Genomic DNA, 15,140 nt, shown 5'->3' on the forward strand with positions numbered 1-15,140 from the left:
CTACTATTAGGAACTTTTCATTATGTTCGTATTTTCTTGCAAAAAGATAACCTTTTCATTATATGTTAGGAAAAGTTGAGATAGATAGGTTAAAATAAAAAATCAAGAGGAAAACTCCTGATTTTTTATTTTACTATTTTATTTCAAACCTGATTTAAGCGCTGAAGCTACATCAACTGTACGCTTTGCTTGGTGCTTAACAGCATCCTCAACATTCTCTACCATTTTACCTTCTTGGTTAATCGTTACTGTTGTTCCATATGGGTTCCCACCAGCAGCGAAGATTGATTGATCGGTATAACCTGGCGCAGCAACAATAGCACCCCAGTGGTACATGGAAGTATAAATTGATAGGATTGTTGCTTCTTGTCCACCATGGGAATTTGCTGCAGAAGACATTGCACTTACAACTTTGTTAGCAAGCTTTCCGTTGAACCATAATCCACCGGTTGTATCAATGAATGTTTTGAATTGTGAAGCAACATTTCCATATCTAGTTGGTACACTAAAAATTAAAGCATCTGCCCACTCAAGATCATCTAGTGTTACGGCTGGTACATCCTTTGTTGCATCTACATGTCCTCTCCAAGCTGGATTCGTATCAATTGCTGAATCAGGAGCAGTCTCAGGAATTCTTAATAGTTTCACATCAGCACCAGCTTCTTTAGCAGCTGACTCTGCCCATTGTGCAAGTTGATAATTAGTTCCTGTTGAACTGTAATAGATTATTGCTAGTTTAACGTTTGTCATCACTCGACCTCTTTCTGTTTTTATAATACATAAGTAAGTTTTCCTCTCATAAAAATTTTTAAACCTTTTGTAAGAATAATTATTAGGTTATAAAGGATAACTCTTTCTTTAGCTTTATTGTAATTAAACTCAATTGAATCTAACGCATAATGCTTTGTATTAGAAGAAACTGTTATTGGCTGTTATAATTGGGAACAATAACAATAGTAAAATTGGGAGGTAACTATAGATGACTGATAATTTACAGCTAGCAACCTTCGCAGGTGGTTGCTTTTGGTGTATGGTCAAACCATTTGATGAACAGCCGGGAATTCATAAGGTAGTCTCTGGGTATACAGGTGGAACGAAAGATCATCCAACCTATGAAGAAGTTTGTACAAATAAAACAGGTCATTACGAGGCGGTTCAAATTACGTTTGATCCTGAACTATTTCCATATGAGGAGATTCTTACTTTATTTTGGCAACAAATTGATCCAACAGATGAAGGTGGTCAGTTTGCTGACCGTGGGGAATCTTATCGAACTGCTATTTTTTATCATAACGAACAACAACGAGACTTAGCGGTGGCTTCAAAAAAAGAGCTTCAGGAAAGTGGCAAATTTAAGAAACCAATTGTAACTGAAATTATTCCAGCAGGACCGTTTTATGAGGCAGAAGATTATCATCAGCATTATTATAAGAAAAACCCCATTCGATATAAGTTGTACCGAACAGGCTCGGGAAGAGAGAAATTTTTAAAAGATGCATGGAAGGATTCCGTTAAGGACCACACTTTAAAGACAAAACTAACTCCCATACAATATGAAGTGACACAAAATAATGGGACCGAACCAGCATTTCGCAATGAATTCTGGAACCACCACGATGAAGGCATCTATGTAGATATTGTATCAGGGGAGCCGCTATTCAGTTCAAAAGATAAGTATGATGCAGGATGCGGGTGGCCAAGCTTTACAAAGCCAATTGACAAAACTTCAATTAAAGAAGAGTTAGATGTTACTCATAATATGGTAAGAACAGAGGTTAGAAGTAAAGAAGCTGATTCTCATTTAGGTCATCTGTTCGATGATGGTCCAAGAGATCAGGGTGGACTTAGATATTGTATAAACTCCGCTGCACTAAGGTTTATTTCAAAGCAGGATCTAGAAAAAGAAGGTTATGGTGAATATTTAAGACTCTTTTAATTGTAAAAAGCACCCCTCGGGTGCTTTTTTGTATTATTAATTCTCGGGATAGGTATTGGAGTCGCTTATTTCTTTCTTTCATAAGGCAACTGAATATAAAAAGAGGTTCCCTTTTCGGAGCTTCTTACTGAAATAGAACCTCCATGGTTTTCGACCATCTTTCGTGACAGTGATAATCCAAGACCAGTTCCTTCATCCTTTGTAGTAAAGAATGGATCAAATATATGTTCTAGTTGGTTAGCTGGTATTCCATTACCGTTATCGGAGAAAACTATTTGTAGCCGTTGTTGATCAACCTTTGTTTTTAATTTAATTTTCATTGGCCTTTCACTTTTAGCATCAACTGCATTCCGGAATAAATTAATAAAAATCTGAAGCATTTCAGAAGAGTTAATTGACACCAATTCATCATCTACATCTGGTGAACAATCGAAAATGACCTCAACATTATGCAAGAAGGCTTCGCTTTTGAGTAGCGGACCTAATTGATTTTTAATAAATTCATTGAAATTTACCATTTCAGCCTTCGTTTCTGAAGGTTTGGCAATTGTTAAGAAGTCAGAGATGATTTTGTTTGCACGATCTAGCTCTGGAATTAAAAGAGAGTGAATTAATTCAGAAATATCAGGACTAAGTCCACCCTTTATAAATTGTAAATATCCTCGAACTGTCGTCAGTGGATTACGAATCTCATGAGCGATACCTGCTGCTATCCTTCCAGCCAATGCCTGCTTTTCAGATTCCTTAACCAGGTTAAGTGACTGAAAAGCTCCAAGAACCCTAATGATATTTCCATTAACATCTCGATAAATCCAAGTGTTATTAATGCCATAATTTGTATCCAGGACTTCTCTATTAACAATGGGATTACCTGTTCGTAAGGTTTCTAGTAGCATAATAAGATCATCTGGTAGGTTTAATAAATCCCTAATATGTTTTCCAATGATAGAGTCTCGGTCGACATCAAGGTCTTCTGCTGTTTTCTTATTGCATAATGTAATACATCCATGTGCATTGATAAATACAATATGATGTGGAATCGTATCAAAGATGGGAAGCAAAAATTCTTCTATTTTCTCAAATGGCACATCTTGCTCTAGTAATAAATCCTGTTTTAACTCAGAAGGAAGGAGGCGTTTTTCAATTTTAGAATGTTTAGGGAGGGAGAGACCACGGTCTTTTTGAATGTGAATACCACGATTATAGTCCCTATAGGACATGGCAGCTGGGATTCTGGATAAAAGCTCACGATACGACTGTAATTCATCCTCTAATTCCGATATTCTTTTCTCTTGACTATTCACTGTATGCTTCATCTTTTTACTCCTTGAAACGTATCCAATAGTAAGTTAACTATAACATATAGAAGGTTGACATAATAGTCAAGTGCATTTTTATTAATTTAATTACTATTGTAAAGAACAGGCCTTTTTAGTTGTTTGAAGTAGTTAGCTACGAGGTGGTTGTGGAATTGAAAGGGCTTAACCTACTAAGTTTAAGGGAACAAAAAAATAAGTAGGCTAAGAAATCTTAGGCCTACTTACCATATTGTGCTCTTTTAATAAATGTTTTCTCATCCTCAATTAAACCGCAAGTGCCACACTGAACTCTCTTTTCAGGTCCACGGTATGGTAAATGGAAAGGATCTAATGCATCTTCAGTAAATTGTTGTACCACTTCACCAGAATGAGGATCCATTTTAATCGGTGTAGCTACTTGTTCGATTACATTAAATCGAGAACGATTTGTTTTGCAGTTCGGACATAGATATGGTTGTGTCATTAGCTATGCACCTCCTGCTGATATTATTTCCCATATGAATCAATTTATGTGCTAGAAATCTGTATTTAAATAAGAAAATCATTCATGTTCAATAATCATTCTTCAGCATGAGTCAACTCATCAGTCTTTTCGTCATAGAGGACAATCGAACCATTCGTAAATTCTATTTTCCATAAGGAATCCGTTTCATGCTGATAGACAGATTGGACGACTGCCCTGCTAGGTTGACTTACTACATAATCTTCGGCTTTTTTGACAATTTGATCATAATTTTGTAGTAACAGGCTATCTTCTAACGTTATTCCCTCTTGTTCTTTGCCACCAAGAAAGGTACAGGCACAAAGAAAAATTAACACTAATGCAATTAATAAACCTTTCTTTTTCATTTGTTAACCCCCTATAAGTGTACAAGCTTTATATCAAACTATTCACTCAATCCCAAAGATAGAAGTGAAAATTTATGGAACTTTATGTAATGATTTGAAAAAAATCGGTGATACTATCCTTGAAATAGCTTTAGTTAGGAGTGGGAAAATCCTTTAACCAAAATAGTAATACATACACCAAATTTTATAGTCTCTAATGAATTCAAGACAAGATTAAAGGGAAGAAAGGGGATTAATTTTGAAGGATTTACATACTTTTGCATGGTATGCGGCTAGAATATCTCCGCATTTACCAAAGAACGTTTTTAAGCCTGTACCTTCTCGTCTTTGGGGAGGACTTGCCTACTTGCTCATTACAGTCGCAGGATTTATTACAATTGGAGCCTTTGAGTTAAGTCCGTTTATTTATTTAGGAATTGCTATTGTACTTGGTACAAGCTTTGCTGCTATGGGATTTCTAGGGCACGAAATACTACACGGAACGGTAGTTAGGACTGCCTGGCTCCGAGACTTATTGGGAGCAATTGCATTTTGGCCATTAACAACTGGACCGAAACTTTGGAGAAAATGGCATAACCTGACTCATCATGTTCATACCCAGCATGAAGAGAATGATCCTGACGCCTGGCCCACCTTCGAGAAGTTGGCAAAAAGTCGTTTCTTAAGATGGGTGTATAAGTTACCACATTCATTTCGCGCTCTAGCAAGTTTTGTATCCCTTACTGTACAGTTCACATTACATTCATCAAGAATGTTTACTTTGTACATTAAGGAGTTTAATCCAAAGAAAAGACCTACGGTTTGGATTGAAGCCATTCTACCTTGGGTAACTTGGATAGGTCTTCTGTTTTGGTTTGGACCTGTTAAGTGGTTCTTTGCATTTTTGCTTCCTTTATTAATTGCGAATTTTATCGTGATGATGTATATTTCTACCAATCACCGTTTGAATCCAATCACTGAAATAAATGACCCTTTAGCCAATAGTCTAACTGTAACAGTTCCGAAATGGGTCGACGTATTACACTTTAATTTTTCTTACCATACCGAGCATCATCTTTTTCCAGGTATGAGTTCAAAGTATTATCCCTTAGTAAAGGAACAAATTAAAAGAATGTGGCCCGAACGCTATCATGAAATGCCATTAACACAGGCATTGAAGGCACTCTGGAAGACGCCTAGGTTATATTATAATACTGCAGAATTGATTGACCCACATAGAGGTAATGTTTACGCTTCTTTAGGACATGGTTTAGATCCAAAGGAAATTAAAACGATAAGAAAAGAAGTATTACCAAGTAAGCGTGAAATCGTAAAAGAAAATAGCTTGATAAGAGATAACAAAGAAGGAGTCTAGAATTCTAGACTCCTTCTTCGTGGTTTAGAACTTAGAATCCTGCCAAAGCTTTTGCATAGGCCAAGGGTGTGGTTCTTATTCTATTGAACATCTTACTCTTTCCTAACCTTTTTAAACTTTTTGTACCGTAAATTCTATTATTTATTTCTAGTATATAGGGCTTCTTTTCTTTATCTAAAATTACATCTATTGCAAGGTCTCCGTAGTGACCGATTTCTTGATCAATAAGTTCACATACAGCTCTACATTTTTCTATAGTAGACTCTATAATCTTGTCTGCTTGTTTTTTATTTACATTGAAGAGACGCCTAATAGCCTCTTTACCTGTTAGAAGCATTGATAAGTGTTTAAAGTTAGTCACAACACTATCTTTATTAGCAATCCTTCCCACAACGCCCTGACATATCCACTCTTTCTCGAAGTTCTTTTGGAAATAGAAGCGGAAATCGACCTTTTTATCCTTATACATGGAATGAATACCCTGTTGTAGAATGTAACCAAATTTATTGGTCAAATTCTGTCCTAGATAATAAGCGATTTCTTCTATAGAGTAACATATTGCTCTGTCACCATTACTACCCTGAAAAGTAACATGATTATTTTCTTTTTTCGCTACTATTATACCTTTTCCTTGCATGCCCCTAATGGGTTTTATATAGATAGTAGGATATTTATTAATCATAAAAAAGAAGTCATTTGGCTCTGTGTAAGATACACTATCAGGTACATAGCTTACAGCAGTGGCATTACTAGAGCATACCTTCCATAGCTTGTACTTATCAAAGTGTGTAGAGTTGAAAAGCGTTGGTCCCGTAATTTGAATGATATCTTTTCTAAAATTATGAGGCAATCTAATTCGATTATAAATAGCGTCTGGAAAAGGGAAAGATCCTTTTATCCATTCTTCGTCGCCTAGCGGTTGATAATAATACCCTGATATAATTTGTTTCTCAAAGTCTAGGTCTTCCAAAGAAAAAACGTAAACAAGGCCACTGATTTTATCATAACTTTTAAGTCTAGTTCTTAAAACTTTTCGTTTACTTTTTCCAAGAGTGTTATTAGATTCAGTAGAATTGAGGATTCCAATGACCGGTCCTAATTTTAGTATAGAATTAGAGAATTGTATTTCATATGTTAATGTTTCTGGTAAGTCAAATGGGAAAAGGTTTTTAGGAATACCAATCGTAGCTTGTTCTAGCTGATTAGTAGATGTAATTGGGACCTCAGCACTCCAACAACCAACTTTTATTGTCAGGAAAGCAGAATTTATTTGATACAGGTTGATTAACTCGTCAGGAATAAGAACAGAATTTTCGGTATCAATATAAACGATTTTAATCTTTTGCATACTATAATCACCCTTAGTTGTATTAGAATCACACAAACATCCTATTCAAATTAAATACGAAGGTTTGGACAAAAAGTAGATAAAGAGGCCTAATTTTATGAAATTGGTCAATTCGGGCGGATGAGATTTAAGAAATGGTCAAATTTTTACAAAGCGAAGTATCTATTGGTAAGTGTAAAGGAGGAACATGATCAAGTTTGGAGGGGGAACTCAAAATAAAAAAGAACGCTATAGATTAGCGTTCTTTATAATATGTATTGATATTAACGTTAGATAATGATATGATAAAAATTGGTCGTTTGTTTAGTATATAGTATTTATAATATTGTTCTATTTTATCATAGCACGAAAAGATAATATATGTCAACAGTTCGATTATAAAAATACTAGGAGTGATGGAATGAGTATATCTCCTCAAGAATGGCAACAGGAACAGAATAGAGTAAATAATGTAGTTTCTGAAGTTCAAAAAAAAATGGATTCAATGCAAAAACACTTAACTAGTATTAAAACAGACATAGTAGAAATTAGAAAAAGCTTTTGGGAAGATGTTCGTGTAAATGTGGATGAGCCACATGAACTCATTGAAACCTTTACAACTATAAAACAGCAAGCAGAGTTTCTATCTGAACGTGAACGAAGTCATGGCCATGGATATGGGCAAATTACAAAGCTGGAGAGATTAAGACAGTCTCCATATTTCGGTAGAATTGATGTTAAATTTGAAGAAGAAGAGGAGACAAACACTATTTATTTAGGGATTGCCTCATTCCTTGATGAAGATGATTCTTTTTTAATTTATGATTGGAGAGCTCCAATTTCAAGCCTATATTATGACTCACTTCCAGGTGATGTAGATTTTCAAGCTCCATCTGGTACTGTTAGTGGTTCAATGGCATTAAAAAGGCAGTTCATTATAAAAGATTCAGAAATTAAGGGTATGTTTGATACTGGCCTAGCAATTGGGGACGAATTGTTACAAGAGGTGCTAGGGAAACATTCTGATGTACATATGAAAACAATTGTAGCAACCATACAAAAAGAACAAAATAATATTATTCGCAATGATGAAAGCGACCTTCTCGTTGTTCAAGGGGCAGCAGGAAGTGGTAAAACTTCAGCGGCACTTCAGAGGGTTGCTTATCTGTTGTATAGATACAGAGAAACTATTCAAGCAGAGCATATACTGTTATTTTCTCCTAATACACTATTCAATCATTACGTTTCATCGGTATTACCAGAGCTTGGTGAGAAAAATATGCAACAAACAACTTACCAGGACTTTATCCATAACAAGCTAAGTGATGATGTAGAGATAGAGAGTCCCTTTACACTAATGGAGTATACGCTAAACGCACAAAATCATATTGATTACAAAGACAGAATGAAGGGGATCGATTATAAGTCCTCTCCTGCTTTTATAAGAGTATTGAATAGATATTTAGAATGGCTACAAAGGGATGGATTGGTTTTTAAGGATATCGTGTTAGGTGACAAGGTTTTAATATCTTCTTCTTATATAAAAGAACTGTTCTATAAGTTTGATATGTCTATTTCAATACCTAATAAGATTCAGCTTGTTAAAGAACACTTATCTAATAGGCTTAAAAAAATTGCAAAAAAAGAAATCCATTCAAAATGGGTAGAAGATGAAATACAATACTTAGATAAAGAGGATTACCTAAAAGCATATCAGAAGTTACAAAGAAAAAATAAGAAGCATTATACAAATCAATCATTTAATGATATGGATTCTGAGCAACAAGTTCTTTCGAAAATGGTTGTAAGAGAGCATTTCAGACCTATACAACAGCAAATAAAGGATTCGAATTTTATTGATTTCATTTCCATTTATGAGGGAATGTATATGAGCGGTGAGTTACCTCTCCCAGATATCCCTGAAGAATGGGAGGATATTTGTGCGCTAACAATGAGTGAACTAGAAAAAAATAGATTGTACTATGAAGATGCAGCTCCTTATTTATACTTAAAAGAGCAGATACAGGGTACTCAAAAAAATACATCTGTAAGGCATATTTTTATAGATGAAGCTCAGGACTATTCTGTGGTGCAACTTGCGACACTTTTTATGCTATTTCCAAACAGTCGTTTTACACTCCTTGGAGATTTTAACCAAGCAATCTTTCCGCAATCACTAGATGGTACAATATTTCAAGATGATCACATTGATAAGAAAAAATCTAAACAAGTAATTACTCTAACAAAAAGCTACCGTTCGACGAAACAAATTGTTGAATTTACAAAAATGCTACTAAAAGAGAGCAACCATATTGAACCGTTTAATCGAGAAGGGAAACTTCCTATTGTTACTTCTGGTAATAGTGAGCAGGACTTAATCGTATTAGCAGTCAATCAAATTCATAATCAATTGCGGAACGGCACAGCTAATATTGCCCTAATCTGTAAAACTGCAGCAGAAAGTCAAGACGTATACGAAAAAATTAAGGATATGGTTGAAATCAAGCTCATTAAAGGTGAGTCGTCAACGTTTGAAGAGGGAGTCGTAGTTGTACCGGCTTACTTAGCGAAGGGAATCGAATTTGATACAGTCATTCTCTATAATGCATCGGAGTACAAGAGAGAAACAGAACGAAAATTATTTTACACTGCTTGTACAAGAGCCATGCACGAATTATTGATCAATGAGCTTGGGAAGCAAAATCCGTTCCTCCAAGATGTGGATCATTCATTGTACGCAAGAGAAACTTTTAAATAAGAGCCGCATAACTTCACCGCCCACCCCGTGGAAAGCGAGTGCCATGGAGCGGAAATAACCTAGTTAATAATTTGTCTACAGTCTGAAAGGAGCACCGTTAATTACGGTGCTCCTTTTCAAAATGTTAGCTTTTTAGTTTTGTGTGTATCGAGTTAATTATCGTAGTTACTGTGTTTGCGATGCTGATTCTAACTCTGCCAACTGTTGACGCATCTCTGCAACAGGAAGGTGCTCCCCAATAAAAACAAGATTAGTCGGAATGTTCATGAGTTCCTTCATATAAAGAGGCATTCCATATGAGTACTGAAATAAATATAAAGAGTCTGAATGAGTAAATCTTATATAGCCTTTTATCCGATAAACAGAATCAGGCATGCTTCTCAGCCAATCCTCGAACAACTCATGATCAACTGGCTTAGTAAACTTGTATACTAGAGTTTTTAAGCGTAGCTGAAGATCAACATGAAGCTTCTCATGATCTTCTCTTGGTTTTCGCTGAATTCCTTGTAGGTCCAATAAATTAACGGAAGCAAAAGTTGTAAACAGTAATTTTCCATATGGATTTATTTGTTGTATTTCAAAGGCAAGTTGACCCTGCACTTCGTCGGTTAGTTCATCAACTTTATTTAAAAGAAGCACATCTGCATGTTTGACTTGTTCAATCAATAAGGATTGAAGCTGTGGACTTAATGTCTTTCGGTCCTTCCAACGCTTGGCATCAATAAGGCTAATAACCGACTCAACATTGATTCGCTCAACTAATATTGGTGACATACATGCATCAACTACTTCAATTGGATGAGCGACCCCTGTTGTTTCGATATAAATAGCATCCAAGTTATGAAGATGAATCAGTTCCTGAAGTTGTGCTTCTAACTGTCCTTGAATTGTACAACACACGCACCCATTTAAAAGCTCCTTTAATGGTGTCTCGCCATCAACGGCATCTGAATCAATGGAAATCTCTCCTAATTCATTCATAAGTACTGCCACTTTACGATCTTGTTTCTTTTCTTGAAGTAGTATATTTCGAAGTAAGGTTGTTTTACCTGCGCCTAAAAAGCCTGACAAGATATATATAGGTATTTTCATGGTATTCTCCTCAGTTTAGTTATTTATTAATAGTAGAAAAAAATAATCAAGATAGCAAGATAAAAGGGCATTATTTAGTGAAACTTGCTGATTGTCTAAATCCGAGTTTTATGGTATGTTTACTTGTAATTTAAAGTATATAACTAGATTCTAAAATTAATAGGCAGTAATACATATTGTAATACAACAAGAAATTCAAAATGATGGGGAGTAGAGAACATGAAATATGGATTTTGGTTACCGATTTTTGGAGGTTGGTTAAGAAATGTTGAAGATGAAAGTATGCCAGCAACTTTTGAATATGCAAAAAAGGTCATACAATCAGCAGAAGAGTGGGGATTTGATACAACACTAATTGCTGAGCTGTACTTAAATGATATCAAAGGTCCTGAGCATGATTCACTTGAAGCATGGACAACTGCTGCAGCTTTGGCTGCTGTTACCAACAAAATTGAAATCATGACAGCAATCAGACCTGGTTTTCACAACCCAGCTGTGGCAGCTAAAATGACTGCAAATATAGATGCACTTTCTAACGGAAGATTTACTTTGAATGTTGTATCAGCTTGGTGGGAAGAAGAAGCGCGTCAATATAACGGAATCTTCACTGAACATGACGAACGGTATGAGCGTACAAAAGAATTTATCGATGTATTAAAGGGACTATGGACAAACGATACTTTCACGTATAATGGAAAGTATTATAATATTCAAAATGCAAAGCTACACCCCAAGCCAGTACAACGGCCTAACCCGATCTTATACGCAGGTGGAGAGAGTGAGGCAGGTAAGCAAACGATTGCTGAAAAGTGTGACTCATATGTTATGCATGGGGGTAGCGTAGAAGAAATATCAACAAAAATTCAGGACATGAAGATAAGAAGAAGCAATCTTGGATTACCTGAGTTTGGAAGCTTTGGCATGGCTGCTTATATCATTTGTAGAGATACAGAAGAAGAAGTACAAGAAGAGCTTGCTCGCATTACAAATGTTAAAGAAGGAAGTGCTTATGCCGGGTATAAGGATTTCACTAGTAAATCTCAGTTAGAACAAGAAATTAAACTTCAAGATTACTCAGTCTCCAATCGTGGGCTTCGACCTCAATTGATTGGAACACCTGATCAAATCGCTGATAAAATTTTAGAGTATGAACAAGCAGGCTTAGATTTATTATTACTTCAATTTTCGCCACAGCATGAGGAAATGGAACGATTCTCAATGAAGGTCATGCCTTTAGTTGAAGAAAAGAGATCAAAGCATACTCTATCAAACTAAGGATTAATCAATCTCTCTCAATGGAGGAAATAGTATGGAGAAAATATATGTAATTCATGAAAATGATGAATGGACGATCCACTTAACAAGACGTTTAGACGAATTAGGCTTACCGTATGAAGTATGGCATATGGCTGATGGGTTTGTTGATCTAAACGAAGCTCCACCTGAAGGAATATTTTATAGTCGTATGAGTGCCTCTTCTCACACGAGAGGTCACCGCTATGCACCTGAGCATACAACGGGTGTTTTAGCATGGTTAGAGCGACATGGTCGAAAAGTATTTAATGGTAGCCGTGCATTGCAATTAGAGTTAAGTAAAGTTCTTCAATATATGGCGCTAAACCAAGCAGGTATCCGAACACCGCGTACAATTGCTGCTACAGGGAAAGAACAAATTATTGAAGCGGCAAAGAAATTTAAAGGCCAAAAGATTATTACGAAGCATAACCGTGCTGGAAAAGGACTAGGCGTTCAATTATTTGATCATGAGGATGCTGTTCGACATTATGTGCTGAGTGATCAGTTTGAAGAACCAATCGATGGAATTACACTTGTTCAGGAATATATTCAATCAACTGATAGTTCCATTACTCGTTGTGAGTTTGTTGGAGGTAAGTTCCAATACGCAGTTAGAGTTGATACTTCAGAAGGCTTTGAACTATGTCCAGCAGAAGCATGCCAAATTGGTGACCTATTTTGCCCAGTAGGTGAACAAATAGAGACGAAACCAATGTTTGAAGTGATAGAAGGCTTTAATGAGCCGATGATTGAGTTATATGAACAATTTCTAGCTGAAAACCAAATTCACGTAGCTGGGATTGAATTCATCCGGAACAGTGCTGGTGAAATTTTCACCTATGATGTAAATACAAATACAAACTATAATCCAGAAGCAGAGGAAAAAGCAGGGAAGTTTGGTATGCTTCAGTTGGCTCAATTCTTAGGAAAAGAGTTAGAACAAATAAAAAAAACATTAGTAAATTCTTAATACAAAAAGACTCACTTTCTATGAAAGGGAGTCTTCTTTATTTTAGCTACTAAATAGAATATGATAGAGCAAAGAAGGTTAGTGGAGGAGGAGACAAATGAAAAGGTGTGGATGGGTAACTGCAGACCCGATTTATATAGATTATCATGATCATGAATGGGGAGTTCCGATCTATGATGACCGTTTATTGTTTGAGTTTTTAAACCTTGAAGGAGCGCAGGCGGGGCTAAGCTGGATTACAATCTTAAAAAAACGCGAGAATTATAGAAAAGCTTTTGATGGATTCAATCCAGAGGTTATTGTGAACTACGATGAGCAAAAGATAGAAGAACTGCTTCAAAATGAGGGAATTGTTCGAAATCGCTTAAAGGTAAATTCAGTGATTTCAAATGCTAAAGCCTACTTAAAGGTTGTAGATGAATTCGGTTCATTTAGTTCATACATATGGTCCTTTGTGGGTGGAAAACCCATCGAAAATCATTTTTTAAGTCTAGACGAGGTTCCTGCTACCACACCGATTAGTGATCAGTTTAGTAAGGATTTAAAAAAACGAGGATTTAAATTTGTCGGTAGTACGATCTGTTATGCATTTATGCAAGCGGTCGGTATGGTGAATGATCATATCGTAACTTGTCATTGCTATGAAAAGAATACCAAGGAAATGGCTTAAGTTAATCCGAACCAATGCAGCACAGACCATGAGGAAATTAGTTCACGTATTGGAAAAGTGTATAAATTTAAGTGGGGTAGAATCAATTCATAGAAAAACTAAAGAAAAACGATAGTTAAATACATAAAAACAAACTACAGTGGTTACATTTATAATAAAAATTTCTTAATTTGAGTAAGTTTTTTATAAATTCTCATCAAATTTTAATGTTCTTTTCAGGTTTCTTTAAGGTTTAAACGGTACATTATGTATATCATAGAAATCAAAAAGGAGTAAAGATAAATGGGATATTATGATGAACATGTTGAAACCAGAACTGCTATTAATAAGAAGAGATCTCCAAAAGTGTTTTTCTCAGCAGTAGCTGGAGGATGTATAGGAGCATTGATTACATTAATGGTAGTTTCGCCTAATACGTCGTCTGACAATACTGAAACTAGTAATGAGGAACAAGTGGAAGTAGCTGCCATGGCAAACACGATTGAAAACGTGAGTGTAAACGTAGAAACTGATATAACAAAAGCAATCGAGAAGGCAAGTGGTGCGGTAGTCGGAGTAATCAACATTCAAAATAATAGAATGCTTGAACCAGACAAAGAAGCGGGTACAGGTTCAGGGGTTATTTATAAAAATGAAAACGGTAAAGCCTATGTTGTTACAAATGCCCATGTTATAGATGGTGCTAATAAAATTGAAATTAGCTTAGAGGGTGGCTCACGTCTAGAGGGTAAACTATTAGGTAGTGATATTTTCATGGATATAGCTGTTATTGAAATAGATGGAACAAAGGTTGAGCATGTAGCAACTTTTGCATCCTCTGACTCTCTTAAGCTTGGTGAACCTGTCATTGCGATTGGCAACCCACTTGGACTAGAGTTCTCCGGATCAGTGACACAAGGTATCATTAGTGGATTAGACCGTTCCATACCAGTAGATTTAAACCAAGACGGTCATGCTGATTGGGAGGCAGATGTTATTCAAACAGACGCTGCGATTAACCCAGGAAATAGTGGTGGGGCTTTAATTAACGTTAATGGAGATGTTGTAGGAATTAACTCTATGAAAATTAATCAAACTGCCGTAGAGGGCATCGGCTTTTCGATTCCGATCTCTATTGCTAAACCAATAATAGAAAGTTTAGAGGTTCATGGTAAGGTAAAGCGACCATATTTAGGTGTGGCAAGTCGATCATTAGCTGATGTTGCAAGTTATCATTGGCAACAAACCTTTAACCTACCAGAAAATATAACTGAAGGAGTTTTCATTGAACAAATAGGAGCGGGTTCACCTGCAGACAAAGCAGGGTTACAAGAGATGGACGTTATAACAGAGCTGGATGGGCAAAAATTAAAATCTGTAGTAGAGCTTAGAAAGTTCCTATATATACAAAAGCAAGTTGGAGAGGAAATGACCATTACCTATTATAGAAATGGACAAAAGCAAGAAACAAAGATGATCCTTGAAGAGGTACCTAGTAATCCTTCTTAAACGCTAAGTGTTGATTGATTGAAGTAAGAGCTATCGAGGAATTGATAGCTCTTTATTCATCATTTTTCTACTAACAGCTTA

General features: G+C 35.9%; 13 protein-coding genes. 7 read left to right on the forward strand and 6 right to left on the reverse strand.

Features of this window, described 5'->3' with window-relative positions:
* Window positions 1-138: 138 nt before the first annotated feature.
* A complete protein-coding gene (gene wrbA, locus G4D63_RS18065; protein ID WP_163181306.1) occupies window positions 139-750 on the reverse strand; it encodes an NAD(P)H:quinone oxidoreductase in 612 nt (203 codons plus the stop codon).
* Between the two features lie 229 nt (window positions 751-979).
* Between wrbA and msrA the strand changes: the two genes are divergently transcribed.
* Complete coding sequence (gene msrA / locus G4D63_RS18070; RefSeq protein WP_163181308.1) at window positions 980-1,936, forward strand: peptide-methionine (S)-S-oxide reductase MsrA; 957 nt, start codon at window positions 980-982, stop codon at window positions 1,934-1,936.
* 65 nt (window positions 1,937-2,001) lie between these two features.
* Here msrA and G4D63_RS18075 read toward each other — a convergent pair whose 3' ends face one another.
* From G4D63_RS18075 to G4D63_RS18085, 3 genes are all read right to left on the reverse strand, one after another.
* Window positions 2,002-3,252: a two-component system sensor histidine kinase NtrB gene (locus tag G4D63_RS18075; protein ID WP_205603899.1), complete on the reverse strand. Its 1,251-nt coding sequence runs from the start codon at window positions 3,250-3,252 to the stop codon at window positions 2,002-2,004.
* 220 nt (window positions 3,253-3,472) lie between these two features.
* Complete coding sequence (locus tag G4D63_RS18080; RefSeq protein WP_163181310.1) at window positions 3,473-3,718, reverse strand: DNA alkylation repair protein; 246 nt, start codon at window positions 3,716-3,718, stop codon at window positions 3,473-3,475.
* A 95-nt stretch (window positions 3,719-3,813) separates the two neighbouring features.
* Entirely contained in the window at window positions 3,814-4,104 is a 291-nt protein-coding gene (locus G4D63_RS18085; RefSeq protein WP_163181312.1) for a hypothetical protein, read from the reverse strand.
* 238 nt (window positions 4,105-4,342) lie between these two features.
* Here G4D63_RS18085 and desB point away from each other — a divergent pair, with 238 nt between their 5' ends.
* Window positions 4,343-5,458, forward strand: a complete 1,116-nt coding sequence (gene desB, locus G4D63_RS18090; RefSeq protein ID WP_163181313.1) for a Delta(10) desaturase DesB — start codon at window positions 4,343-4,345, stop codon at window positions 5,456-5,458.
* 31 nt (window positions 5,459-5,489) lie between these two features.
* Here desB and G4D63_RS18095 read toward each other — a convergent pair whose 3' ends face one another.
* Entirely contained in the window at window positions 5,490-6,806 is a 1,317-nt protein-coding gene (locus tag G4D63_RS18095) for a YheC/YheD family endospore coat-associated protein (protein WP_163181315.1), read from the reverse strand.
* 400 nt (window positions 6,807-7,206) lie between these two features.
* Here G4D63_RS18095 and helD point away from each other — a divergent pair, with 400 nt between their 5' ends.
* Window positions 7,207-9,543: an RNA polymerase recycling motor HelD gene (gene helD / locus G4D63_RS18100; protein WP_163181317.1), complete on the forward strand. Its 2,337-nt coding sequence runs from the start codon at window positions 7,207-7,209 to the stop codon at window positions 9,541-9,543.
* 165 nt (window positions 9,544-9,708) lie between these two features.
* Here helD and G4D63_RS18105 read toward each other — a convergent pair whose 3' ends face one another.
* Window positions 9,709-10,635 (reverse strand): CobW family GTP-binding protein, encoded by a 927-nt coding sequence (locus tag G4D63_RS18105; protein ID WP_163181319.1) that lies wholly within the window; start codon window positions 10,633-10,635, stop codon window positions 9,709-9,711.
* 219 nt (window positions 10,636-10,854) lie between these two features.
* Here G4D63_RS18105 and G4D63_RS18110 point away from each other — a divergent pair, with 219 nt between their 5' ends.
* The 4 genes from G4D63_RS18110 (at window position 10,855) to G4D63_RS18125 (ending at window position 15,059) form a co-directional block, all read left to right on the forward strand.
* Entirely contained in the window at window positions 10,855-11,910 is a 1,056-nt protein-coding gene (locus tag G4D63_RS18110; protein WP_163181321.1) for an LLM class flavin-dependent oxidoreductase, read from the forward strand.
* Between the two features lie 34 nt (window positions 11,911-11,944).
* Window positions 11,945-12,901, forward strand: coding sequence for an ATP-grasp domain-containing protein (locus tag G4D63_RS18115; RefSeq protein WP_163181323.1), 957 nt, complete (start codon window positions 11,945-11,947; stop codon window positions 12,899-12,901).
* Between the two features lie 97 nt (window positions 12,902-12,998).
* Window positions 12,999-13,571, forward strand: coding sequence for a DNA-3-methyladenine glycosylase I (locus G4D63_RS18120; protein WP_163181325.1), 573 nt, complete (start codon window positions 12,999-13,001; stop codon window positions 13,569-13,571).
* A 282-nt stretch (window positions 13,572-13,853) separates the two neighbouring features.
* Complete coding sequence (locus G4D63_RS18125) at window positions 13,854-15,059, forward strand: S1C family serine protease (protein WP_163181327.1); 1,206 nt, start codon at window positions 13,854-13,856, stop codon at window positions 15,057-15,059.
* Window positions 15,060-15,140: the final 81 nt, after the last annotated feature.

Origin of the sequence: Bacillus mesophilus, from assembly GCF_011008845.1 — a bacterium.
GTDB lineage: Bacteria > Bacillota > Bacilli > Bacillales > SA4 > Bacillus_BS > Bacillus_BS mesophilus.